The sequence below is a fragment of the Cytobacillus firmus DS1 genome, assembly GCF_000565285.1.
Lineage (GTDB): Bacteria > Bacillota > Bacilli > Bacillales > Cytobacillaceae > Cytobacillus > Cytobacillus firmus_A.
In genome coordinates this window covers 68,586-91,954 of sequence record NZ_APVL01000013.1, presented here as the reverse complement: position 1 = coordinate 91,954, position 23,369 = coordinate 68,586, and the positions used below count along the sequence as shown (strand labels likewise).

The window sequence follows — 23,369 nt, the reverse complement described above, 5'->3', positions numbered from 1 at the left end:
ATTACATTATGCAACTGCATAAAATTCAGGGAGATAAAGGTGATTCCATGGCGAACGATCAAGTTCTGACCGCCGAGCAAGTCATCAACAGGGCAAAAGAATATTTAAACGATGAGCATGCAGAGCTTGTTAAAAAAGCATACGAGTTTGCCAAGCATGCCCACCGTGAACAATATAGAAAATCCGGTGAACCATACATCATCCATCCGATCCAGGTAGCAGGCATCCTTGCTGATCTGGAGATGGATCCGTCTACGGTTGCAGCCGGCTTTCTTCACGATGTGGTTGAAGACACCGAAGTCTCATTGGAGAATATCGAAGAAGCCTTCAATTCTGAAGTGGCCATGCTTGTCGATGGTGTAACGAAGCTGGGGAAAATAAAATATAAATCACAGGAAGAGCAGCAGGCTGAAAACCACCGGAAAATGTTTGTGGCTATGGCCCAGGACATCCGTGTGATTTTGATTAAGCTTGCTGACCGCCTTCATAATATGCGGACACTTAAGCATCTGCCGGCTGAAAAGCAGCGCCGCATTTCAAATGAAACACTTGAAATTTTTGCACCTCTTGCCCATAGGCTTGGAATTTCCAAAATTAAGTGGGAGCTTGAAGATACAGCCTTAAGGTACCTAAATCCGCAACAGTATTACCGGATTGTAAACCTGATGAAGAAAAAAAGGGCAGAGCGGGAAGAGTATCTAGATGATGTAATAAATGTTATGAGAAGCAGAATGTCAGAGGTCTCAATTAAATCAGAAATCTCCGGGCGCCCTAAGCATATTTACAGCATCTACCGTAAAATGGCGCTGCAAAATAAGCAATTCAATGAGATATATGACTTGCTGGCTGTACGCATTGTGGTTAACAGCATTAAGGATTGCTATGCGGTTCTCGGGATTATTCATACATGCTGGAAGCCAATGCCCGGCCGCTTCAAAGATTATATTGCCATGCCTAAACAGAATATGTATCAGTCACTTCATACTACGGTGATCGGACCAAAGGGCGACCCTCTGGAAGTCCAGATCCGCACCATGGATATGCACAGAATTGCAGAGTTTGGTATTGCTGCCCATTGGGCTTATAAAGAAGGAAAAAGAGTGAATGAAGGCTCTTCTTTTGAGGAGAAGCTGACCTGGTTCCGTGAAATCCTGGAATTCCAGGATGATGCGGCAAATGCCGAAGAATTCATGGAATCATTGAAAATTGATTTGTTTTCCGATATGGTGTTTGTTTTTACTCCTAAAGGGGACGTCATCGAGCTTCCTTCCGGATCAGTCCCAATTGACTTTGCTTACCGGATACACTCGGAAATAGGAAACAAGACAATCGGCGCCAAAGTGAATGGGAAAATGGTGACCCTGGATTATAAGCTGAAAACCGGAGATATCATTGAAATTCTGACATCCAAGCATTCCTATGGGCCAAGTAAAGACTGGCTGAAGCTGGCCCAGACTTCACAGGCTAAAAATAGAATTCGGACTTTCTTCAAAAAGCAGAGAAAAGAAGAAAATGTGGAAAAAGGGAAAGAGCTTGTTGAGCGGGAGATCCGCAATATGGATTTCGAGTTGAAGGAAATCCTGACCCCTGATAATGTCAAAAGAATTGCAGAGAAATTCAATTTCGCCACCGAGGAAGATATGTATGCAGCTGTTGGCTATAATGGGGTAACAGCCCTTCAGGTTGCCAACAGGCTTACTGAAAAATGGCGCAAGAAGCGCGACCTTGAACAAACCTCGGATATTACAAATGCTGTTTCGGAACTGAAGACATTTACTTCAGCTAAAAAACGCGAATCAGGTGTCCGGGTGTCCGGCATTGATAACCTGCTCATTCGCCTTTCCCGCTGCTGTAATCCTGTCCCCGGTGATGAAATCGTCGGTTTTATTACAAAGGGCAGAGGTGTCTCTGTACACCGGGATGATTGCCCTAATATCGACACGGATGATGCAAAACAGAGGCTCATCCCTGTAGAGTGGGAAACAGCATTAAATGACCGGAAAGAATACAATGTTGAAATTGAAATTACCGGATATGATCGCAGAGGTTTATTGAACGAGGTTCTTCAGGCTGTTAATGAAACGAAAACCAACATCTCAGCCGTATCAGGCCGTTCGGACCGAAACAAATCAGCAACGATTAATATGTCCATTGCTATACACAATGTAAGCCACCTGCAAAGGGTTGTGGAGCGGATAAAGCAAATCCCAGATATATATGCAGTAAGAAGGATCATGAACTAAAGGGAGCAGATAGAATGCGTGTTGTAGTGCAGCGAAGCAAAGAAGCCAGCGTAACGGTGGACGGAGAAACCGTCGGAAGCATCAATAAGGGGTTTGTTTTGCTCGTTGGAGTCACCCACGAAGATAATGAAGAGGACGCAGCTTTTCTGGCTGATAAGATTGCCAATCTTCGCGTCTTTGAAGATGACACAGGCAAAATGAATTTATCACTGCTCGACCAGGAAGGTGAAATTCTTTCGGTCTCTCAATTTACATTATATGGAGATTGTCGAAAAGGCAGACGTCCCAATTTCATGGAAGCGGCAAAGCCTGCACATGCCGTTAAAATATATGATGCTTTCAACCGGTTTCTGGAAGCAAAAGGCCTTAAAGTGGAAACAGGTGAATTCGGCGCCATGATGGATGTTCAGTTAACTAACGATGGGCCTGTTACCTTAATATTAGAAAGCAAATAATGAATGCAAAAAGCCCCGGCATCTCAATGTGAGTGCCGGGGCTTTCTGCTAATTCTTAAAATATCGTGCAAGCCCCTGATAAATTCCTGCTGCTGCAGATTGCTGATACTGTGCAGAAGCTATCAGGGCTTCTTCTGCCGGATTGCTCAGGTATCCGAGTTCGATCAGAACTGCATTTCGTTTGTTCTCTCTGATTACATGATAATCACCGACTCTATAGCCCCGATCTCTCAGGTTTGTCATTGCTGTTATATTGGAGTGGATATTGGCTGCAATTTCCTTTTGGAAAGGATGGTAGTAATAGGTAGTCGCTCCTCTTGCAGTCCGGTCCGAAGTGCTGTCATAATGAATGCTGATAAAAGCATCTGCATTATGATGATGTGAGATCCCTACTCTCGAAGGAAGCGGCAAGTAGGTATCCCCGCTCCTGGTCAGAATGACATTAGCCCCGGCAGCCCTTAATTTTTCGGCGAGCAATTGAGCAGTCCTGATTGTAATATCCTTTTCACGTGTTCCTCTTGCGCCTGTTGTACCGTTATCACGGCCGCCATGACCTGGATCAAGGACAATTGTTTTATTTTTTAAATGTTTTTCTGCTCCCGGCTTTGTTACTGCAGGTGCAGATCCTTCAACCGTGACGATCCAGCCGGCTACAAAACCCTTTCCGCCGTTTGGCAGGCGAATTTCATACCAATCATTATTTAGACTGATAATTTCAAAGTTGTCTCCTTTGTTTGCCCTGTGAACGACATCTGACTGGGTACTCGCTTTTTTTCTAATATTTGATCCGTTATGTAAGATAATTGCAGAACTGCCGTTTACATTTTGCTGAGAAGATCCGGAATTTTTTTCTGCTGTTATGTCTATGAACCAGCTTGCCGCCCAGCCATAAAAACCAGGCCGAAATTCAATCTTTACCCAATTATCAGCTTCTTCAAGAATGGAGAAAGTTTGGCCTTTGGCAACTGAACCAATTGGTTTCCCATTTAACGATGCGTTGTTTCTTACGGTTAAAGAGGTTGCAGTTACAGTGCCGGTTTTCCCGGATGATGACTGTTTTGGTTTGCTTTCTGATTGTGAGGATTGAACCGTAATATATTGGCTGCTGATCCATCCTTTATTTCCCGAGAAAGAGATTTCTGTCCAGCTGTCATTTTGAGAAAGAACGGCAACTGTTTCCCCCGAATTAAGTTTGCCTATGATGTCACTTTGAAGAGAAGGCTTGTTTCTCACATTTAGAGAGTTTGCTGTGATCTTCCCGGTTTGGCTGCTGCTGGATGAACTTTTCTTTTGTGTGCCGCTGAATTTGACAAATTCATTTGCCACCCATCCATCTCCATAAGGAGTTTGAATTTTAACCCAGCTTCCTTCTGTGCTCTTGACCTTATAGGCTGTTCCTTTTTGGATAGTCCCCAGAACTCCGTAACTTGTCCCAGGTCCCTTTCTCACCCTAAGGCCATCTGTTGTGATAACCGCCTGGGAATTTTTCCCCGCAGTTTTTTCACCTGTCTGATTTGAAGTCGAATTGAAAACAAGCCAGCTTGCAACATATCCAGTTTCCCCCTGGAAATTAATTTTTATCCATTCCCCTTCACGGGAAAGGGTGTTAAATTGATCTCCTTTCTGGGCTTGTCCCAGAATGGGGTAGCTTAAACCTGGCCCTTGTCGGACGTTAAGATTATTGGTGGTGATTGTTACAGAACTGTTTTCAGCTTTAACCTGTGTTTCCGTCTGTGTTATGCCAGCTAAAAGCATAAGGCATATGACGAGAATAATCGGCTTTCTTTTCTTCAACAGGCAGCCTCCTTTCATAATAGAAATCCTTATTAAAAGAAAAACAAACAAGGTGCACGCAGTCAAGATAACTTTGGTCCTAAAATAATTCTCCATCTTGTGCAATATCCCTTCTAATATCGGATTAGCAGCCATCAATTTTAGCTGGGGAATTTAATTTGTCCGTTATGAAACATTTCATCTGAAAATGGCAAGAATAGTACAGACTACATAAAAAAGGGTGAGCACAATGAGATTTGGAGAAAATGGGATGTCTGCACAATCTGGTGAAAATCAGCTGTTCGGGGTAGATTTTCATGATTTTATACAAAAAGAACAGAACTCAAACATGATTGAACTCGCGTCAGAGTTTGGACTATCTCTCAGGGATGTAAGAAAACTGAAAAAAAGACTGGAACGATCATAACGTTTTTAGTCTTGACATTGACGGAAATGCTCCGTATTATAATATAAATAAAATGACAAAACAATTTAATGTCTAGCTGCAGCGCTGACCTAGGCGTTTCTGCTTTTCGATAATAAACCATTGATGGAGAAGAGTAGTTAAACCCCACATGAAAAGAGAGAGAATGCCGCCCGGCTGAAAGCATTCTCACATGATGATTTAACGAAAGAACACTTCGTAGGTTTCTCTCTGAAAAAGGCCTGATCTTTAGTAGGAGCTGAACGTTAACAGGCGTTAACTGTAAAAGAGGAAGTCTATTTATAGGCTTCAACTAGGGTGGCACCACGGGAAAAACAGACTCTCGTCCCTTGTATTTAATATACAAGGAGGCGGGGGTTTTTTTATTTTTCCGATTGCAAATCCAAAATTTCATACATACTTATCATTTTGTATTAGGAGGTAATTTTCCATGTCAATTCGAATACCCAGGGGAACGCAGGACATTCTGCCGGGAGAAGTTGAGAAATGGCAATTGATTGAAGAAAAAGCAAGGGAGCTTTGTGAGAAGTTTCAATATCGTGAGATCAGAACACCTATATTTGAACATACTGAATTATTCCTGCGCAGTGTAGGAGACACAACGGATATTGTTCAAAAAGAAATGTATACGTTTGAAGACCGTGGCGGCCGCAGTCTGACCCTTCGCCCTGAAGGAACAGCTTCAACTGTAAGATCATTTGTTGAGCATAAAATGCATGGCGATGCAAGCCAGCCTGTAAAGCTTTATTATATGGGGCCTATGTTCCGTTATGAACGCCCACAAGCTGGTCGCTTCCGCCAGTTTGTCCAGTTCGGCGTCGAAGCAATCGGCAGTGCTGATCCTGCAATTGATGCAGAAGTAATTGCACTGGCAATGTCACTTTATAAAAGCATGGGCCTGCAAAAGCTTAAATTGATTGTGAACAGCCTGGGAGATAAAGAAAGCCGAACTGCTCACAGAGAGGCCCTGGTCAACCACTTTAAGCCGCGGATCGGTGAGTTTTGCCAGGATTGCCAGAACCGTCTTGAGAAAAATCCAATGCGCATCCTGGACTGTAAACAAGACCGTGAACATGAACTGATGAAATCTGCTCCATCCATTATTGATTACTTAAATGATTATTCAAAAGCATACTTCGAGAAGGTTCAAAAGTATTTAAAGAACCTGGATATTGACTTTACGGTCGATCCAAATCTTGTTCGCGGCCTGGATTATTATAATCATACGGCTTTTGAAATTATGAGTGATTCCGAAGGTTTTGGAGCTATAACTACTCTATGCGGCGGCGGACGATACAATGGCCTCACTGAGGAAATTGGCGGTCCTGAAGCGCCGGGAATTGGGTTTGCTTTAAGTATCGAGCGATTCATTGCTGCTCTTGAAGCAGAAAAGGTCGATCTGCCTCTTGCTAAGAGCATTGATTGCTACCTTGTATCCCTTGGAGAGGAAGCAAAGGATTATACAGTGGGACTTCTTCAAAAACTGCGGATGGCAGGATATTCTGCTGAAAGAGATTATCTTGACAGAAAAATTAAAGCACAGTTTAAAGCAGCAGACCGTTCAAATGCGAAATTTGTTGCTGTCCTGGGCGAAGATGAGCTTAAAGCGAATAAAATTAATGTTAAATCGATGGAATCAGGGGAGCAAACAGAGGTTGAACTTGATTCGTTTATAGAGAAATTCACAGCACTTTATCAATCATAAACTTGTGTTTACAGGAGGAATTAGTATGTTTGGGCGAACGTATTTTTGCGGGGAAGTAACCGAAAAAGCTATAGGAGAAAAAGTAAGGTTAAAAGGCTGGGTGCAAAAGCGCCGGGATTTGGGCGGCCTGATCTTTGTAGATCTTCGTGACCGCACTGGCATAGTTCAGGTTGTATTCAATCCGGAAGTTTCCCCGGAAGCTCTTGCAGCGGCTGAAAAAATCCGCAATGAATTTGTGCTTGATATAGAGGGAGAAGTAATTGCGCGCGAAGAAGGCACTATCAATGAGAACTTGAAAACAGGGCGGATTGAGATTAAAGCAGAGAAAGTGAAGATCATCAATGAAGCAAAAACACCTCCTTTTGTCATTGATGATAAAACGGATGTTTCCGAAGATGTCCGCTTAAAATACCGTTATCTGGATTTGAGACGTCCAGTTATGTTTGATACCTTTAAAATGCGTCATCAAGTAACAAAAGCTATGAGGGATTTTCTTGACAGCGAAGGGTTTCTTGATGTAGAAACACCGATCTTAACGAAGAGCACCCCTGAAGGAGCCCGTGATTATTTAGTTCCAAGCCGCGTGCATCCAGGTGAGTTCTATGCTCTTCCGCAATCCCCTCAAATCTTTAAGCAGCTATTAATGGTCGGCGGATTTGAACGCTATTACCAAATTGCCCGATGCTTCCGTGATGAAGACCTGCGGGCAGACCGCCAGCCTGAATTTACTCAGGTCGACATCGAAATGAGTTTTATGAGCCAGGAAGAAATCATCGGCCTGATGGAAAACATGATGGAAAAGGTCATGAATGAAGTGAAAGGCCATGATGTCCAGCTTCCATTCCCGCGCATGACCTATCAGGAGGCGATGGACCGCTTTGGTTCTGATAAGCCGGATACACGCTTTGGGATGGAATTAACGGATCTGTCGGAAATAGTGAAAGAGTCAAGCTTCAAAGTGTTTGCCGGAGCAGTAGCTTCCGGGGGGCAGGTTAAGGCCATTAATGTGAAAAATGGCGCCGGAAAGTATTCCCGAAAAGATATTGATGCTCTAACAGAGTTTGCAGCTGTATATGGTGCAAAAGGACTTGCGTGGTTAAAAGCTGAAGAGGACGGATTAAAAGGCCCGATTGCCAAGTTTGTGACTGAGGAAGAGCAAAAATCATTCTATTCCGCTTTAGCGGCAGAACCAGGAGACTTGCTCCTCTTTGTTGCTGATAAGAAGAATGTTGTCGCTGATGCACTGGGCGCTCTGCGATTAAAGCTTGGAAAAGAGCTAGAGCTGATTGATCAAAGCAAATTTAATTTCCTTTGGGTTACAGACTGGCCGCTTTTGGAGTACGATGAAGAAGAAGGCCGATATTATGCAGCCCATCATCCATTTACAATGCCTGCCAGAGAAGATTTAGATCTTCTTGATAAAGATCCTGCCGGGGTCCGTGCACAAGCATATGACCTTGTATTAAATGGCTACGAGCTTGGCGGCGGATCATTGCGTATTTTCGAAAGAGATGTTCAGGAGAAAATGTTCAGTGTGCTTGGCTTCTCAAAAGAGGAAGCCGTAGAACAGTTTGGTTTCCTTCTTGAAGCATTTGAATATGGCACTCCTCCGCATGGCGGTATTGCCCTTGGGTTGGACAGACTCGTGATGCTATTGGCCGGCAGAACAAACCTGAGGGATACAATTGCTTTTCCTAAAACAGCCAGTGCGAGCTGTGTGCTTACAGAAGCTCCAGGGGAAGTCAGCCAGTCACAGCTTAATGATTTGCATTTAGCGCTTAATTTGAAAAAAAGTGAGTAATTTCCTATTTAATGGTTAATCGGGAGAAAAAATTCATTTTTCAGAAATATAAACCGGGAAGTTACTCCTGATTTTTAGGCATACTTTCTAATTTCAAGGAATAAAATGGATATATTTGTCCCTGTTATCTCCACTTTATCAGCTTGAAAAAGACGAAATCGTGTGATATGATCATATCAATAAATAAAGAGTCCTGATGTGTTCGTTGTAAAACCTGAAATTTTGACCAACATTATTCCTTCGGGAGTCCGGAGTTTTCCAGCAGCGTAAATGCCTCATGGATGAGGACTTACAAACGCAGGAAACAGGACACCCACCTGCTGAGTGCGGGTTCAAAACGAGGGCATCAACAGCGACGGCACGATTGGGACTCTTTAGTACATACGATATTTATAATCCATGCCAGCGGGCATGGGTTTTTTATTTGTCCTGTTTAGTATGATCACTGATAAGAAGATAAGTTTAAATAAGATAATGCTGTGAACACTATTGGAGAGAAGTTTGAATTTAAGCTTAAATGTTAATATCATTAATCCCATAGAACTACTTGCTTTAAAATTCAAGTATGATATATTCATTATCGGGTATAAGAAAATACATGCTTATTAAATAACATCTGATGGAGTTGATATAAATATGCTTCACCAATTTTCCAGGAATGAATTGGCTATTGGCAAAGAAGGCCTCGAAAAAATGAAAAATAGCACCGTTGCAGTACTAGGCATCGGCGGAGTTGGTTCTTTTGCAGCGGAAGCATTGGCGCGTTCCGGCGTTGGCCGGCTTGTGCTGGTTGATAAAGACGATGTAGATATTACAAATGTGAACAGACAGGTCATCGCTTTATTATCCACTGTCGGGAAACCAAAGGTGGATTTAATGAAAGAAAGAATTAAGGATATCAATCCTGACTGTGAAGTGATTGCTTTGAAAATGTTTTATACAGAAGAAACCTATGAGCAATTCTTTGATTACGGTCTCGACTTTGTAGTTGATGCTTCCGATACAATTGCCTATAAAATTCATCTAATAAAAGAATGCTTGAATAGAGGGATTCCAATGATCTCAAGCATGGGTGCTGCAAATAAGATGGATCCAACCAGGTTCCAGATTGCTGATATCTTCAAAACTCATACTGACCCGATTGCTAAGGTTATCCGCACACGCCTGAGAAAAGAAGGCATCAGAAAAGGTGTTCCCGTTGTATTTTCCGATGAAAGCCCGATTGTTATCCGGGAAGATGTCAGAAAAACAGTTGGAAAAGATGATGCAGAAATCAGAAAGGCCAAAATGCCGCCATCTTCTAACGCTTTTGTTCCTTCTGTTGCAGGTTTAATTATGGCCAGCTATGTGACCAGAGAACTTTTAAGCGATATAAAAATTGCCCGTGTAAATGACTGAAAAGAGACCGGCTTTCTGAAGGCCGGTCTTTGCGCATGTTAATTTTCTTCAATCGGCTGCAATTAATGAACAGCTCTTTTCTCTTCTATGCTGTCATTCTTGAGCAGCTGGTCTGCTTCTTTTAGGATGCTTGCCATTTCCTCATATTGCAAAAGCTGATTTTTATATTCCGCTTCTTTTTCCTTCAACCTTTTAATTAACTGCTCATTTTGAAGTTTTAATTGCATTTGTTCTTCGTGCAGACATTTATTTTCTTTCATTTGATCAGGATCAGGCTGTGTTTTGGCGAAATTTCTTAAGAAGTGTATGATTTGAGCCAAATTGGAGGGCGGAACATTGTCAGGAGTTTCATGTGTTAGAGAGCCTGCAGTATTCCTTAACTCTTCGGATCCATAATCTTTCCTTTTGGTTATGACCATGTTCCAGCGATATTGGCAGGCTGAAACTGTACGGCCAAGCTCGGTACTTGCCTTCTTAAAGGCTGATGCTTTTGAATCGCCATTTGCTGTGTATTCAAGTACTGTCTCTTCGAGTAATTGATCCTCTTCCGGCTTCCATATGTCTTTCCGTTCCTTCATTTCTTTGATCACCTCGAGAATACGATTGTTAGGCTTATCGTCACCTTAATAGATGAAAATATTCCATTCTCAGCCCGTGAAAGGTAAAATAGCAAGGAGCAAATCTAATTTTGATCCCTGCATTAAAGACGTCTGCAAAAAATGGACAAAGCATTACCAGCTGGGAGGAGGATGAATACATGGACACTCTTGTAGAAATACAGGATGTTACAAAAGTGATTAAAGGAAGAACGATTATTGATTCTGTCAGCTTTGACGTGAAAAAGGGTGAGGTATTCGGTTTCCTTGGCCCAAACGGTGCAGGTAAAACCACCACTATTCGAATGCTGGTGGGCTTGATAGGCATTACTTCCGGGGACATAAAAATTCTCGGCAGCAGCATTAAAACAGATTTTGAAAAAGCGGTTTCCCATATTGGAGCCATTGTAGAAAATCCTGAGATGTATAAGTTTTTGTCAGGTTATCAAAATCTAATCCATTATGCACGAATGTCAAAAGGTGTGACAAAGGAGAAAATTGATGAGACTGTCGAGCTGATAGGCCTGACAGATCGGATACATGATAAAGTGAGGACATACTCACTTGGAATGAGGCAGAGACTTGGTCTGGCGCAGTGTCTTTTGCATGATCCCCAAATCCTGGTTCTGGATGAGCCTACGAATGGGCTAGATCCGGCGGGTATCAGAGAGATTCGGGATCACCTGAGGATGCTTGCGAGAGACAGAGATATGGCTGTTATTGTATCCAGCCACTTATTATCTGAAATGGAAATGATGTGCGACAGAATCGGCATTATTCAAAACGGGAAGTTGATTGATGTTCAGCACATCAATGATTTTGTACAGGGAAATGAAAAGGTTTATGAAGTGGAAGTGGATGACCCTGATAAAGCACAAAGAATGTTAAAGAGTATATACCCTGAATTGCCGATACAGGTCACTGAAAACAGCGTGTTTCTTCCACTTGTCCGTGATGGAATACCTGAGATGATAAAGGAGTTTGTACGTACAGATGTTAAAATATTTGCTGTCCGTGAAGTAACCAAAACCTTGGAAGATCGCTTCCTGGAAGTTACTGAATTCAAAGGAGGTGCCGGACATGCCCGGACTGATTCAAAATGAATGGATGAAGATTTTTAGGCGTCCGGGGACTTATGTCATGATTGGACTGCTTTTAATCATGACGACTGTTGCAGGCGCCTTTATAAAATATCAGGAAAGCGGGGGAACAGTCCCTGATAATACAGAATGGAAAAGGGGTTTGCAGACTCAAAACGAAAGCTATCAAAAACAGCTTGAAGAAATGGGGGAAATGGTTCCCAGAGACATGAAGGAACAGTATCAGAGAGAGATTGCCCTTAATAAATACCGAATTCAACATGATATTTCACCTAATGAGGAATACTCTATCTGGGGATTTGTGTCCGATACCTCTCAGCTGATTGAATTTGCCGGCCTGTTTACCATCATCATTGCCGGGGGGATCGTGGCGAGTGAGTTTACATGGGGAACCATCAAACTTCTTTTGATTAGGCCTATCAAAAGAGTAAAAATCCTGGGAGCAAAGTATATTACCGTGATTTTGTTCGGTCTGATGCTGCTGGCCGTCCTCTTCGGATATTCAGCACTTCTTGGCGGTCTCCTCTTTGGATTCCCTGAAAAAGCAATTCCTTATTTATATTATTACAATGGGACAGTGCAAGAACAAAGCATGGGACTTCATCTGATAGCTTATTATGGCCTTAAATCCATTAATATGCTTATGCTTGCAACCATGGCTTTTATGATTTCAGCGGTTTTCAGGAATAGCTCTCTGGCAATAGGACTTTCTCTGTTTCTGATGTTTATGGGAGGGCAGGTCACAAGGCTGATTGCCATGAAGTATGATTGGGCCAAGTACAGCCTTTTTGCCAATACAGATCTTCTTCAATATTATGAAGGAGTTCCAATGGTTCAGGGAATGACGCTTGGATTTTCAATCATGAATATATTAATCTACTTCCTGCTTTTCCAGGTGCTTGCATTTTATGTATTTAATAAAAGAGATGTTTCTGCTTAGAAGTAAATAAGAAAAGGTCCGGCATCGCAGCCAGACCTTTTGCTATTTAAGGAGTTTTTCATAAATTGAAGCCAATGCCTGTTCAAATTTGCCCGTTTTCTTAGGCTGATAATATACCTTGTTTTTTATTCTGTCCGGCAGGTATTGCTGTTTGACCCAGCCCGTTTCATAATCGTGAGGGTACAGATAGCCGATGCCTCTTCCAAGCTCTTTTGCACCTTTGTAGTGGGCGTCCTTCAGATGATCGGGGACTTCACCGCTTTTGCCTGCGCGAATATCTGCAATTGCAGAATCCAAGGCTTTGTATGCCGAATTGGACTTTGGAGATAAGCAAAGCTCTATGACCGCATTTGCAAGCGGTATCCTTGCTTCCGGGAATCCAATTCTTTCCGCTGTTTCGATGGCTGCAAGAGTCCTGGCTCCGGCTTGCGGTGATGCCAGTCCAATATCTTCATAGGCGATAACCAGCAGTCTTCTGCTTATGCTCTGCAGATCGCCTGCTTCAATTAATCTTCCCAAATAGTGCAGTGCAGCATTTACATCGCTTCCGCGGATAGACTTTTGAAAACCGGATAATACATCGTAATGGGCATCCCCATCTTTATCGTGTGTAAAGCTTTTTCGCTGAATGCATTCCTCTGCAACAGACAAGTCAATCTTAATGGTGCCTTCTTCATCCTCTTTTGTTGAAAGCACAGCCAGTTCCAAGGCATTAAGTGAGCTTCTGACATCGCCATTTGAAGCAGTTGCCAGGTGTGTTAGAGCTTCATCGGTAACATCGGTATGTTTATTGCCAAGGCCCCGTTCCTTATCCTGCAATGCCCTTGCCAGTGCTTTTTTTATTTCATCTGCTGACAGCGGCTTCAGTTCAAAAATTTGACATCGGCTTCTGATCGCAGGATTTATTGCATGATATGGATTGCTGGTTGTGGCACCAATTAAAGTGATGCTGCCATTTTCCAGATAGGGAAGCAGAAAATCCTGTTTTCCTTTATCCAGCCTATGGACTTCATCCAGCAGCAGAATGACCTTTCCCGACATTTTTGCCTCTGCTGCTACCACTTCCATATCTTTTTTATTATTAGTCACTGCATTTAAAGTGCGGAAAGCATATTTGGTGCTTCCAGCAATGGCACTTGCAATCGACGTCTTCCCTATACCTGGAGGCCCGTACAGAATCATCGATGAGAGCTGCTTAGCCTGCACCATGCGATAAATAATTTTTCCTTCTGAAACAAGATGTTCCTGGCCGATGATTTCATCTATCGTTCTCGGCCTCATCCGGAATGCAAGAGGTTTAATGGTCAAAGTTATCACTCCAGCCTTTTGCCGGCAGCCTGCAGTCTGCCAATCAATTTTCAGCAAAGCTTTCGCTTTCTATTTAAGATACCATAACATTTCCTGCTGTGGAATCAATTAAACCGCCATTGCCAGTTGTCCGGGGTTCAATCCCTCGGGCCCCTTTTCTCCCTAAAATATGCTATAATGTCAAAAGTCTATAATCTTACTAAGGATTAAAATTTTATATAATTTTGCAGGTCATATGGGGAGCGTTGTGCACATGTTACTGAAAAATAAAGGGCAAATCGGTCCCAGGTTTTTGGTTTATTTAATAGGGCTGCTTGTCATGAGCCTGGGGATTGTTTTGTTAATAGTAGCTGATATAGGGGCAACCCCTTGGGATGTTCTGCATGTTGGGCTGTACTACCGGCTTGGACTGACGATAGGCAGCTGGTCCATCATTGTCGGGATCTTCATATTAGCTGCTGCAGCACTGATTTCAAAGGAGTTTCCACAGGCCGGTGCATTCTTGAATATGATACTGATTGGTCTTTTTATTGACGCCTATTTGCTTTTGCCTTTTATGCAGACACCAATTGGGCTGGCGGGGAAAATGGCCATGTTTGGTTTTGGTATAGTTGTTTATTGCTATGGGATGGGGCTGTATATTTCGGCTCAGCTCGGAGCCGGGCCGAGGGATAGCCTGATGATTGCATTGACAGCAAAAACCGGCTGGAAGGTTAGAAATGTCAGAGCCTTAATGGAAATTGCTGTGCTGACAGTTGGTTGGCAGCTGGGAGGACCTGTTTTTTGGGGCACCATTGTACTCAGTTTGGCAGTCGGGCCGATTGTAGGAGCAGCTTTGCCGCAGTGCCAGGCTTTAACTGACCGATTTTTGGCAAAGCTTAAAGAAAAGGATACTTATTCGAATCAAATGCTTAAAGAAAAGGATAGAGGTGCAAGCTGATGAAAATATCTACTAAAGGCCGTTATGGTTTAACTATAATGATTGAATTAGCTAAAAAGCATGGGGAAGGTCCTACATCGTTAAAGTCGATTGCCCAGACGAATGATCTGTCTGAGCACTATCTGGAGCAGCTTATTGCTCCGCTTCGGAACGCAGGTCTTGTTAAGAGCATCCGCGGTGCATACGGCGGATATATTTTAGGCAAAGAGCCGACAAAAATTACCGCCGGGGATATCATCAGAGTTCTGGAAGGACCGATCAGTCCAGTGGAAGGAATTGAAGATGAGGAGCCTGCAAAGAGAGAACTGTGGATGAGAATTCGTGATGCTGTGAAAGATGTGCTTGATAACACAACTCTTGAAGATCTTGCCAGCCATACAGATACCGGAGAATCGGATGCTTATATGTTTTATATTTAGGCCATAATCAGGGAATAATTCGTGGAAAATACAAACAGCAGGACGAAATGAAGTAGGTGAAATAATTTGGAAAGAATATACCTTGACCATGCGGCAACTTCGCCAATGCATCCTGAAGTGATTGACAGGATGACTGAAGTCATGAAATCTGAATATGGAAATCCCTCAAGCATTCATCATTTCGGGCGGAGTGCACGCCATATTGTCGATGAAGCAAGATCTGCTTTAGCAAACAGTATTGGTGCAAAAGCCAATGACATTATTTTTACAGGCGGCGGAACAGAAGCTGATAATCATGCGATTTTTGGAACGGCTGAATCCTGCCGCCATAGGGGCAAACACATTATTACAACCCAAATTGAACATCATGCGGTTTTGCATGCGTGTGAAGAGCTTGAAAGACAGGGCTTTGAGGTAACGTATTTGCCTGTTGATCAAAATGGGCGTGTTTCCGTAAAGGACGTAGAAAATGCTTTGCGGGAGGATACCGTCCTTGTAACAATCATGTACGGAAATAATGAAATAGGGACTCTTCAGCCTATCAAGGAAATCGGCGAGTTATTGGCAGAACATCCTGCCAAATTCCATACCGATGCTGTTCAGGCTTATGGGCTTGAAAAAATTAATGTGCAGGAATTGAGAGTGGATTTGCTTTCCGTCTCCGCCCATAAAATCAATGGCCCAAAAGGGATCGGCTTTTTATTCGCTCATCCTGATGTGAAGCTCTCTTCACGGCTATTTGGCGGTGAACAAGAAAGGAAACGCCGGGCAGGAACAGAAAATGTTCCATCTATTGCAGGCTTCCAGGAGGCTGTCCGGATCACTCAGAAGGAGATGGAAGCTAAGCGGGAAGAGCTGCATTCTTTTAAAATGCTGTTCATGGATAAACTGAAGCAGGAAGATGCTGTTTATGAACTGAACGGATCGCTTGATTATTCCCTGCCTCATGTTTTAAACTTAAGCTTTCCTGGAACAAATGTTGAAGCCATGCTGGTGAATCTTGATTTGGCTGGAATAGCAGCATCAAGCGGGTCGGCTTGTACTGCAGGCTCCATCGATCCGTCCCATGTGCTTGTCAGCATGTTTGGAAAAGGATCAGACAAACTGCAAAATTCCATCCGTTTCAGCTTCGGCCTTTTTAACACGAATGAACAAGTCGAAAAAGCAGCTGTACAAACAGCCAAAATTGTGAAGCGGCTGGCTAAATAGATAAGGTAATGGAAACATGCACGTCTAAGTGTGGTTTCTGAAGATTTGAGGTGAAAGAGATGAACAAAGATCCAAAGGATACCCGTGTAGTGGTTGGAATGTCCGGAGGCGTTGATTCTTCTGTGGCGGCCCTGCTTTTGAAGGAACAGGGGTATGATGTAATCGGCATCTTCATGAAAAACTGGGATGATACAGACGAAAATGGTGTTTGTACCGCGACAGAGGACTACAATGATGTCATCAGGGTATGCAACCAAATTGGTATCCCATATTATGCAGTCAACTTTGAAAAGCAATATTGGGATAAAGTATTTACCTACTTCCTTGAAGAATATAAGGCAGGACGGACACCCAATCCGGATGTTATGTGCAATAAAGAAATTAAATTTAAGGCATTCCTTGAACATGCTATGAGCCTTGGCGCCGACTATCTGGCGACTGGCCACTATGCACGTGTGGAATTCAGGGATGGCGAATACAAAATGCTGAGAGGTCTTGATGATAATAAGGACCAAACGTATTTCCTGAACCAGTTGACACAGGAACAGCTTGAGAAAGTGATGTTCCCGATTGGCGATATTGAAAAATCCAAAGTTCGTGAACTGGCGAAGGAAGCCGGATTGGCAACTGCAGCAAAGAAAGACAGTACGGGAATCTGCTTTATTGGTGAGCGCAACTTCAAGGAGTTCCTTGGGAATTACCTTCCGGCTCAGCCAGGAAACATGGAAACCATGGACGGAAAAGTTGTCGGCAAGCATGATGGTCTTATGTATTATACCATTGGACAGCGTCATGGACTTGGCATTGGCGGAGCAGGTGAACCGTGGTTTGCAATCGGTAAAGACCTAAAAAGAAATGTATTGTTTGTTGGACAAGGCTTCCACAATGAAATGCTCTATTCAGACTCCATTATTGCTGTTAATGCCAGCTGGGTAACAAATTCAGAACAGCCGCAGGAATTTGAATGTACGGCTAAGTTCAGATATCGGCAGGCTGACAGCAGGGTAAAGGTTCAAATAATTGGAGATGGCAAGGTCAAAGTTATTTTTGAAGAGCCAATCCGGGCTGTTACCCCTGGTCAGGCGGTTGTCTTTTATAATGGAGACGAGTGCCTTGGCGGCGGAACAATTGATGAAATTTTCAAGGATGGCAAACCGCTGGATTATGTCGGTTAAGAAAAGACTGGACCCCGATTCTTATCAAAGGATCGGGGTTTTATTACGGGAATAGAAGACAGCGGAAAAGGTGAATTCAAATATGCTATACTTTGATTTGAATGGAGTGATGGATAATGGATAAAAACCAAATGGGTATTCAATATATGCAAGAAGGAAAATGGGAAGAAGCAGCGAAGATTTTTATGGAAGCAATTGAAGAGAATCCTTCAGATCCTGTTTCTTATATTAACTTTGGAAATGTGTTATCTGCTGTAGGAGAAAACGAGAAAGCGCTCAAGTTCTATGAGAAAGCAATAGGACTTGATGAAAATGCCGGTGCTGCTTACTACAGTGCGGGAAATTTATATTATGAATTACAGCAGTTTGACGAAGCTAAAAAGATGTTTGAAACAGCACTGCAAAAAGGCCTGGAAACTTCAGATAATTTCTTCATGCTTGGCATGTCCCTTACAGCCCTTGACCAGGGCAGACTGGCTTTGCCTTATTTGCAGCGAAGTGCGGAGCTGAATGAAAATGATGCCGAAGCATATTTCCAATATGGATTATGCCTGGCACAGCTGGATTACATTGATGAAGCGATCGGGCAGATGAAAAAGTGCATAGAAATTGAGCCGGAGCATGCAGATGCTTATTACAATCTTGGAGTAGCATATGGATTTAAGGAAGACGAAAATGAAGCACTTGCTTACTTTAATAAGGCACTGGAAATTCAGCCGGACCATATGCTTGCGGGCTACGGAAAAAAGCTGATTGAAAAGGGCGGCAGTGAATTGAATTAAAGTTGTTTTAAGGGGAGGGAAAGACAATGGAAAAACAGGATTCCATGGATCTTTTTGCCGAACAGGGGAAGTTCATAAAGGGCAGACATCTGGTAACAATCTTTCATAATGAGCAAAACTTATATACGGTTGTGCGCATTAGGGTTGATGAAACGAATGACTCTTATGATGAAAAAGAAGCGGTCATTACCGGCTATCTTCCAAAGATGCATGAGCATGAAACCTATATTTTTTATGGTGAATTCAAAGACCACCCTAAGTTCGGCATCCAATTCCATGCAAGCCATTACAGGAAAGATCTTCCCCAGACGAAACAAGGCGTAGCCAATTATTTATCAAGTGAATTATTTAAAGGGATTGGCAAGAAAACAGCCGAGCAAATCGTGGAGACACTTGGAGAAGATGCGATTACTCGTATTCTAAACCAGCCGTCCCTCCTCGATAATGTTCCCAAGCTGTCACCTGAAAAAGCTAAATTGCTTTACGATACGCTAATGGAACACCAGGGCCTTGAGCAAGCCATGATCGCTCTTAATCAATATGGGTTTGGACCGCAGCTTTCCATGAAAATTTATCAGGTGTATAAAGAAATGACGATTGAAGTCGTTCAAAATAACCCTTATAAGCTGGTTGAGGATATAGAAGGGGTCGGCTTTGGCCGTGCTGATGAGCTGGGATATCAAATTGGCATATCAGGCAGTCATCCTGACCGTATTAAAGCTGCCTGCCTCTACATACTGGAAACGGAGAGTATGCAGGCAGGCCATGTTTATATTGAAGCAAAGCCTCTTCTGCAAAGTGTGAAGAAGCTGCTGGAAGAAAATAAACGTGATTTGATTGAATTCAGGGATATATCCAATGAACTGATTAAGCTTGAAGAGGAAGGGAAGATCATGGCTGAAGGCCAGAGAATTTTTCTTCCATCTCTTTATTTTTCCGAAAAAGGACTGGTAACCAATATTAAGCGGATCCTCAAGCAAACCCAGTATGACGAACAGTTTCCGGAGTCGGAATTTCTTTTGGCGCTTGGAAATTTGGAGGAGCGCCTGGGTGTCCAATATGCCCCAACTCAAAAGGAAGCTATTCAAACAGCTCTTATGTCTCCCATGCTGATATTGACCGGCGGGCCGGGGACAGGTAAAACAACCGTTATTAAGGGGATTGTTGAGTTATATGCCGAGCTGCATGGCTGCTCCCTGGAACTGAAAGATTATAAAAAGGAAGAGCCCTTTCCCTTCCTGCTGGCAGCCCCTACAGGAAGGGCTGCAAAACGGATGGCAGAATCAACAGGGCTGCCAGCTGTAACGATTCACCGTCTTCTTGGATGGAATGGGTCTGAAGGATTTGACCGGCACGAGGAGAGTCCGCTGGAAGGCAGGATTTTAATTGTAGATGAAACATCAATGGTTGATGTTTGGCTTGCAAATCAGCTTTTCAAGGCTCTTCCTGAAAATATGCAAGTAATACTGGTTGGTGACGAAGACCAGCTGCCTTCAGTGGGTCCCGGCCAGGTTTTGAAGGATCTTTTGCGCTCAGAACGCATTCCAACTGTCCGTTTAACAGATATATACAGGCAGGCTGAAGGGTCTTCAATTATTGAACTGGCACATGAAATGAAAAAAGGCAAGCTTCCTGAGAACATCACTGCGCAGCAATCGGACCGTTCATTTATCAAATGCCAGCCGGGCCAAATTGCTGATGTTGTTGAAAAGGTTGTCCTTAATGCCAAAAAGAAAGGTTATTCTTCTAAAGATATTCAGGTGCTTGCCCCAATGTATCGCGGACCTGCAGGCATCGACAGACTAAACGAAATACTGCAGGAAATATTGAATCCAAATCCCGATGGATCGAGGAAAGAGCTGTCCTTTGGTGATGTGAAATACAGAATTGGCGATAAGGTCCTTCAACTTGTCAACCAGCCTGAGAACAATGTTTTTAACGGGGATATGGGTGAAATTGTTTCTATTTTTTACGCAAAGGAAAATACGGAAAAACAGGATATGATTGTCGTATCCTTTGATGGTGCGGAAGCTACATACACAAGGCAGGATTTGAACCAGATCACTCATGCTTACTGCTGCTCTGTCCATAAATCGCAGGGAAGTGAATTTCCGATTGTCATAATGCCTGTTGTTAAAAGCTATTACAGGATGCTGAGAAGGAATCTCCTTTATACCGCCATTACCCGCAGCAGACAATTTTTGATATTGTGCGGTGAAGAAGATGCATTAAAAATGGGTGTGGAACGTGCGGATGAACAGGCCCGATTGACCACTCTTTCTGAAAAGCTGAGAGATGCAATCCTGTTTAATGATGAAACAGTGCTTGAAGATACAGCTGAGTCTTCTCTTACGGAAACACTTTCTCTCGAAGAAAAGCTTCTCCAAGCCGATCCAATGATAGGAATGGGAAATATAACACCGTATGATTTTTTGGAAAAAGAATATAGCTAAGAAGAGCAGTCTACAATAAAAGACTGTTCTTTTTGTATATCTAAGCAATAGACATGCAATTTGGCGGTTTTATCTAAATATATAAAGGAGAGATTAATGTGGAAAAGAAAAGCAGAACTTCTCTTCTCAATCTCCATGGAGTAAAACGACGCAGACAGCCACGGCAGGACTATGAGTTTTCAGAGGAACTGTCAGACGGCGGGGAGCGCAACGAGCGTTTTAATAAGCCAAGGTACAGCGGAAAGTAGGCTTATGCAGGCTTTCTAATCCGTTCTTAACAATACTTTTTGGCTCCCATGGGAATGGTTTTCCGTTATGTTTTTTTTCGGGACAGTGAAAACTATAAATGTTCGGGAAGGCGGGATTCTCTTTGCGGACATTTTCTTTATTAAAAGGCTTGCCGGTTTTTGAGTTGAAAACCGGCAATAAAGCAGGCGATATCTGTGATTTATCCATTTCAGGAACCGGAAAAGTTCAGGGATTACTGCTGCGAAAGGGCGCATTTCTGAAAAAGACCTATATCATCAATATTGAAGACGTGGCATCTTTCGGCTGGGATGGAGTTATGATTGAAGATACCTCTGTTCTGCAGGCAATTCCTAAACATGAGGATTATACATGTGAGACCCATAACCGGTTAACCGGCAAAATGATTATGAGCCGGGAAGGAGAACGGCTGGGTTTGCTAGAGGATGTATACTTTAAGGAAGAATTGGGCACGATTGTAGGGTACGAACTGTCGGATGGCTTCTTTTCAGATGTGCTGGAAGGAAAACGTGTCATAAAAACCGATGACCCGCCTGCAATTGGAAAAGACGCCATTATTGTAAATGTAAAATAGTGAGGTGTCTTTTTCGTGCTGAAATGTCCAAATTGCCAGAGCAAAGATATTGGTAAAATCGGGATTAACCAATATTATTGCTGGAATTGCTTTATTGAACTTTCCTTGTCCAAAGGGATCATTAACACCCATCAAGTAGAGGAAGATGGTACGCTCAGCTCCCTTGATGATTTATTTGAAGAAGAAGAGCGCCGGTTTCTTTCGTAAGAATTAACGGAAGAGGTGAACCAGTTTGAACAAAATACTAACCTCTGCAATGATGCTTGGGGCAGGCATGGCTGCTTATAATTATGCACAAAAGAATAATATGATATCAGGCCGAAAAATGAAACGCATCCAGAAAAGAATAACCAAAGCTTTATTTTAAATGATCAAGGCTGGTTCTTAAAAAGGGCCAGCCTTTTTTGCGCAGCTTCAGGCTAATCTTACTAAGTAAGATGCATAAATCCCAGGGAAGCTATCACAATAAAAACAAGGAGGCGGGCCATATTGAATATTCAAATGAAATGGTACTACCGGCTTGGATTTCTGCTTCTCTTGTTTATTGTGATCTTAGTTTTCCTTAAGCTCCAGGCACTATGGATGCCCGTTCTGGAAATTGTATTTGCCGTATTCATTCCTTTTGTCATTGGTGCATTTATTACATATCTTCTTCACCCAATCGTGGAGAAATTGCATGAAACGGGCCTTCACAGGGGGCTAGCCGTTTTTATTATTTATTTTTTATTTTTCGGGGGGATTGGCCTTACCCTGTATAAAGGGATTCCGGCTTTTATTCATCAATTGCGTGATCTGGCGGAAAATGCTCCTCATTTTGCAAATCAGTATCGCGGATGGATCGACACGATACAGAGTAAAACATCAACATGGCCTGATGGCCTGCAGACCAGGATAGATGATTTCATTGCAGCGGTGGAGAAACGGTTAAATAATCTTTTATCAAAGGTAATCACATTTTTTCTTAATGTGTTGAATTATGCTGTGATTATAGCTGTTATTCCCTTCATTTCTTTTTATCTGCTTAAAGACTTTTCGATTATGAAAAAGACTGCCTGGTATTTGACGCCAAGGAAATGGAGAAAGGAAGGTGTTTTATTCTTAAGGGATGTAGATAAGTCCCTGGGAAGCTATATTCGAGGCCAGCTTTTGGTATGTGCTGCCATCGGGGCCATTTCTTCTCTGCTTTTCTGGATCTTTGACATGCGATACCCTCTATTGCTTGGCACTATAATAGGGGTTACTAATGTCATCCCTTATTTTGGCCCAATTATCGGAGCGGTACCTGCTGTCATCATTGCCTCTGCTTTATCGGTCAAGATGATCGTGATTACGGTAGGCATCATTATTGTTCTTCAGTTTCTTGAGGGAAATATCCTATCACCCCTCATTGTTGGAAAAAGCCTTCATATGCATCCACTTCTCATTATGCTGGCCTTGCTTGCTGGCGGGGAAGCAGCAGGGATATTGGGCTTAATCATTGCAGTTCCAATTTTAGCTGTCATTAAAGTAAGCATCATACATGCGAAAAAACACTTTTCAAAAAATAAACAGCCAAAAATCACTGGAACATCATCATGATGTTGACAACAATAAAGATAAATCGCTATAATTCGTCTATAAAGCTATATTAAAAATGTTGAAGGAATAAGTATGTTATAGGCCATCTGCGTGAAATGCTGGTATTGCATTCATATAAGAGAGGGAGTTCCAAGGCTGAAAGAACTCCTAGATGAAGGATAACAGAAAGCTAATCCCGAGTGCAGCTAATCCCTGCCGTTTATCCGCG

At 42.7% G+C, this 23,369-nt stretch carries 22 protein-coding genes, 1 other RNA gene and 1 other annotated feature; of the genes, 20 read left to right on the top strand and 3 right to left on the bottom strand.

The window, feature by feature from the left end; all coding sequences use genetic code 11:
• The first annotated feature begins 47 nt into the window (after nucleotides 1-47).
• Both PBF_RS16995 and dtd read left to right on the top strand, forming a co-directional pair.
• Nucleotides 48-2,243 carry a RelA/SpoT family protein gene (locus tag PBF_RS16995; RefSeq protein ID WP_035331257.1) on the top strand — a complete coding sequence of 732 codons (2,196 nt, stop codon included), beginning with the start codon at nucleotides 48-50 and terminating at the stop codon, nucleotides 2,241-2,243.
• Nucleotides 2,244-2,257: 14 nt separating this feature from the next.
• Nucleotides 2,258-2,698, top strand: coding sequence for a D-aminoacyl-tRNA deacylase (gene dtd / locus PBF_RS16990; protein ID WP_035331255.1), 441 nt, complete (start codon nucleotides 2,258-2,260; stop codon nucleotides 2,696-2,698).
• Between the two features lie 48 nt (nucleotides 2,699-2,746).
• On the opposite strand, the gene PBF_RS16985 is transcribed toward dtd, so the two are convergent.
• Nucleotides 2,747-4,492: an SH3 domain-containing protein gene (locus PBF_RS16985; RefSeq protein ID WP_035331254.1), complete on the bottom strand. Its 1,746-nt coding sequence runs from the start codon at nucleotides 4,490-4,492 to the stop codon at nucleotides 2,747-2,749.
• Nucleotides 4,493-4,721: 229 nt separating this feature from the next.
• Here PBF_RS16985 and PBF_RS26565 point away from each other — a divergent pair, with 229 nt between their 5' ends.
• The 5 genes from PBF_RS26565 to PBF_RS16965 all read left to right on the top strand — a co-directional run bounded on the left by PBF_RS26565 (nucleotide 4,722) and on the right by PBF_RS16965 (nucleotide 9,820).
• The gene (locus tag PBF_RS26565) at nucleotides 4,722-4,898 is read left to right on the top strand and encodes a hypothetical protein (RefSeq protein WP_035331252.1); all 177 of its coding nucleotides are present in this window, start codon (nucleotides 4,722-4,724) and stop codon (nucleotides 4,896-4,898) included.
• A gap of 111 nt (nucleotides 4,899-5,009) precedes the next feature.
• Nucleotides 5,010-5,249, top strand: a binding site (T-box leader).
• Nucleotides 5,250-5,346: 97 nt separating this feature from the next.
• Nucleotides 5,347-6,621, top strand: coding sequence for a histidine--tRNA ligase (hisS, locus tag PBF_RS16975; RefSeq protein WP_035331250.1), 1,275 nt, complete (start codon nucleotides 5,347-5,349; stop codon nucleotides 6,619-6,621).
• Nucleotides 6,622-6,646: 25 nt separating this feature from the next.
• The gene (aspS, locus tag PBF_RS16970; protein ID WP_035331249.1) at nucleotides 6,647-8,422 is read left to right on the top strand and encodes an aspartate--tRNA ligase; all 1,776 of its coding nucleotides are present in this window, start codon (nucleotides 6,647-6,649) and stop codon (nucleotides 8,420-8,422) included.
• A gap of 187 nt (nucleotides 8,423-8,609) precedes the next feature.
• Nucleotides 8,610-8,797: non-coding RNA, 6S RNA (ssrS, locus tag PBF_RS25220), on the top strand.
• A gap of 261 nt (nucleotides 8,798-9,058) precedes the next feature.
• A complete protein-coding gene (locus PBF_RS16965; protein ID WP_035331248.1) occupies nucleotides 9,059-9,820 on the top strand; it encodes a tRNA threonylcarbamoyladenosine dehydratase in 762 nt (253 codons plus the stop codon).
• Between the two features lie 62 nt (nucleotides 9,821-9,882).
• Here PBF_RS16965 and PBF_RS16960 read toward each other — a convergent pair whose 3' ends face one another.
• Nucleotides 9,883-10,398 (bottom strand): hypothetical protein, encoded by a 516-nt coding sequence (locus tag PBF_RS16960; protein ID WP_035331246.1) that lies wholly within the window; start codon nucleotides 10,396-10,398, stop codon nucleotides 9,883-9,885.
• A gap of 179 nt (nucleotides 10,399-10,577) precedes the next feature.
• Between PBF_RS16960 and PBF_RS16955 the strand changes: the two genes are divergently transcribed.
• Nucleotides 10,578-11,519: an ABC transporter ATP-binding protein gene (locus PBF_RS16955; RefSeq protein WP_035331326.1), complete on the top strand. Its 942-nt coding sequence runs from the start codon at nucleotides 10,578-10,580 to the stop codon at nucleotides 11,517-11,519.
• On the top strand, nucleotides 11,497-12,456 hold the full coding sequence (locus tag PBF_RS16950) for an ABC transporter permease (protein WP_035331244.1): 960 nt from the start codon (nucleotides 11,497-11,499) through the stop codon (nucleotides 12,454-12,456). Before PBF_RS16955 ends, PBF_RS16950 begins: the two co-directional genes overlap by 23 nt.
• Nucleotides 12,457-12,498: 42 nt before the next feature.
• On the opposite strand, the gene PBF_RS16945 is transcribed toward PBF_RS16950, so the two are convergent.
• On the bottom strand, nucleotides 12,499-13,764 hold the full coding sequence (locus tag PBF_RS16945) for a replication-associated recombination protein A (protein WP_152539701.1): 1,266 nt from the start codon (nucleotides 13,762-13,764) through the stop codon (nucleotides 12,499-12,501).
• A gap of 253 nt (nucleotides 13,765-14,017) precedes the next feature.
• Here PBF_RS16945 and PBF_RS16940 point away from each other — a divergent pair, with 253 nt between their 5' ends.
• From PBF_RS16940 to PBF_RS16900, 11 genes are all read left to right on the top strand, one after another.
• Entirely contained in the window at nucleotides 14,018-14,704 is a 687-nt protein-coding gene (locus tag PBF_RS16940; protein ID WP_035331243.1) for a YczE/YyaS/YitT family protein, read from the top strand.
• Entirely contained in the window at nucleotides 14,704-15,123 is a 420-nt protein-coding gene (cymR, locus tag PBF_RS16935; RefSeq protein ID WP_009333072.1) for a cysteine metabolism transcriptional regulator CymR, read from the top strand. The genes PBF_RS16940 and cymR overlap by 1 nt, the downstream gene beginning before the upstream one ends.
• Nucleotides 15,124-15,189: 66 nt before the next feature.
• Nucleotides 15,190-16,332 (top strand): cysteine desulfurase family protein, encoded by a 1,143-nt coding sequence (locus PBF_RS16930; RefSeq protein ID WP_035331242.1) that lies wholly within the window; start codon nucleotides 15,190-15,192, stop codon nucleotides 16,330-16,332.
• A gap of 59 nt (nucleotides 16,333-16,391) precedes the next feature.
• Nucleotides 16,392-17,507 carry a tRNA 2-thiouridine(34) synthase MnmA gene (gene mnmA / locus PBF_RS16925; protein WP_035331241.1) on the top strand — a complete coding sequence of 372 codons (1,116 nt, stop codon included), beginning with the start codon at nucleotides 16,392-16,394 and terminating at the stop codon, nucleotides 17,505-17,507.
• Nucleotides 17,508-17,623: 116 nt separating this feature from the next.
• Nucleotides 17,624-18,289: a tetratricopeptide repeat protein gene (locus PBF_RS16920; protein WP_035331239.1), complete on the top strand. Its 666-nt coding sequence runs from the start codon at nucleotides 17,624-17,626 to the stop codon at nucleotides 18,287-18,289.
• A 26-nt stretch (nucleotides 18,290-18,315) separates the two neighbouring features.
• Nucleotides 18,316-20,742 (top strand): SF1B family DNA helicase RecD2, encoded by a 2,427-nt coding sequence (gene recD2, locus PBF_RS16915; protein WP_035331238.1) that lies wholly within the window; start codon nucleotides 18,316-18,318, stop codon nucleotides 20,740-20,742.
• 98 nt (nucleotides 20,743-20,840) lie between these two features.
• Complete coding sequence (locus tag PBF_RS26560; RefSeq protein WP_200870061.1) at nucleotides 20,841-20,990, top strand: hypothetical protein; 150 nt, start codon at nucleotides 20,841-20,843, stop codon at nucleotides 20,988-20,990.
• A 122-nt stretch (nucleotides 20,991-21,112) separates the two neighbouring features.
• Complete coding sequence (locus PBF_RS16910; RefSeq protein ID WP_035331237.1) at nucleotides 21,113-21,583, top strand: PRC-barrel domain-containing protein; 471 nt, start codon at nucleotides 21,113-21,115, stop codon at nucleotides 21,581-21,583.
• 15 nt (nucleotides 21,584-21,598) lie between these two features.
• Nucleotides 21,599-21,790: a hypothetical protein gene (locus PBF_RS16905; RefSeq protein ID WP_035331236.1), complete on the top strand. Its 192-nt coding sequence runs from the start codon at nucleotides 21,599-21,601 to the stop codon at nucleotides 21,788-21,790.
• 25 nt (nucleotides 21,791-21,815) lie between these two features.
• Nucleotides 21,816-21,950, top strand: coding sequence for a YrzQ family protein (locus tag PBF_RS25530; protein ID WP_081757307.1), 135 nt, complete (start codon nucleotides 21,816-21,818; stop codon nucleotides 21,948-21,950).
• A 122-nt stretch (nucleotides 21,951-22,072) separates the two neighbouring features.
• On the top strand, nucleotides 22,073-23,161 hold the full coding sequence (locus PBF_RS16900) for an AI-2E family transporter (RefSeq protein ID WP_035331235.1): 1,089 nt from the start codon (nucleotides 22,073-22,075) through the stop codon (nucleotides 23,159-23,161).
• Nucleotides 23,162-23,369: the final 208 nt, after the last annotated feature.

Coding starts and splice junctions, on each gene's coding strand:
- PBF_RS16995 (WP_035331257.1), top strand. CDS start 48: ATGGCGAACGATCAAGTTCTGACCGCCGAGCAAGTCATCAACAGGGCA.
- dtd (WP_035331255.1), top strand. CDS start 2,258: ATGCGTGTTGTAGTGCAGCGAAGCAAAGAAGCCAGCGTAACGGTGGAC.
- PBF_RS26565 (WP_035331252.1), top strand. CDS start 4,722: ATGAGATTTGGAGAAAATGGGATGTCTGCACAATCTGGTGAAAATCAG.
- hisS (WP_035331250.1), top strand. CDS start 5,347: ATGTCAATTCGAATACCCAGGGGAACGCAGGACATTCTGCCGGGAGAA.
- aspS (WP_035331249.1), top strand. CDS start 6,647: ATGTTTGGGCGAACGTATTTTTGCGGGGAAGTAACCGAAAAAGCTATA.
- PBF_RS16965 (WP_035331248.1), top strand. CDS start 9,059: ATGCTTCACCAATTTTCCAGGAATGAATTGGCTATTGGCAAAGAAGGC.
- PBF_RS16960 (WP_035331246.1), bottom strand. CDS start 10,398: ATGAAGGAACGGAAAGACATATGGAAGCCGGAAGAGGATCAATTACTC.
- PBF_RS16955 (WP_035331326.1), top strand. CDS start 10,578: ATGGACACTCTTGTAGAAATACAGGATGTTACAAAAGTGATTAAAGGA.
- PBF_RS16950 (WP_035331244.1), top strand. CDS start 11,497: ATGCCCGGACTGATTCAAAATGAATGGATGAAGATTTTTAGGCGTCCG.
- PBF_RS16940 (WP_035331243.1), top strand. CDS start 14,018: ATGTTACTGAAAAATAAAGGGCAAATCGGTCCCAGGTTTTTGGTTTAT.
- cymR (WP_009333072.1), top strand. CDS start 14,704: ATGAAAATATCTACTAAAGGCCGTTATGGTTTAACTATAATGATTGAA.
- mnmA (WP_035331241.1), top strand. CDS start 16,392: ATGAACAAAGATCCAAAGGATACCCGTGTAGTGGTTGGAATGTCCGGA.
- PBF_RS16920 (WP_035331239.1), top strand. CDS start 17,624: ATGGATAAAAACCAAATGGGTATTCAATATATGCAAGAAGGAAAATGG.
- recD2 (WP_035331238.1), top strand. CDS start 18,316: ATGGAAAAACAGGATTCCATGGATCTTTTTGCCGAACAGGGGAAGTTC.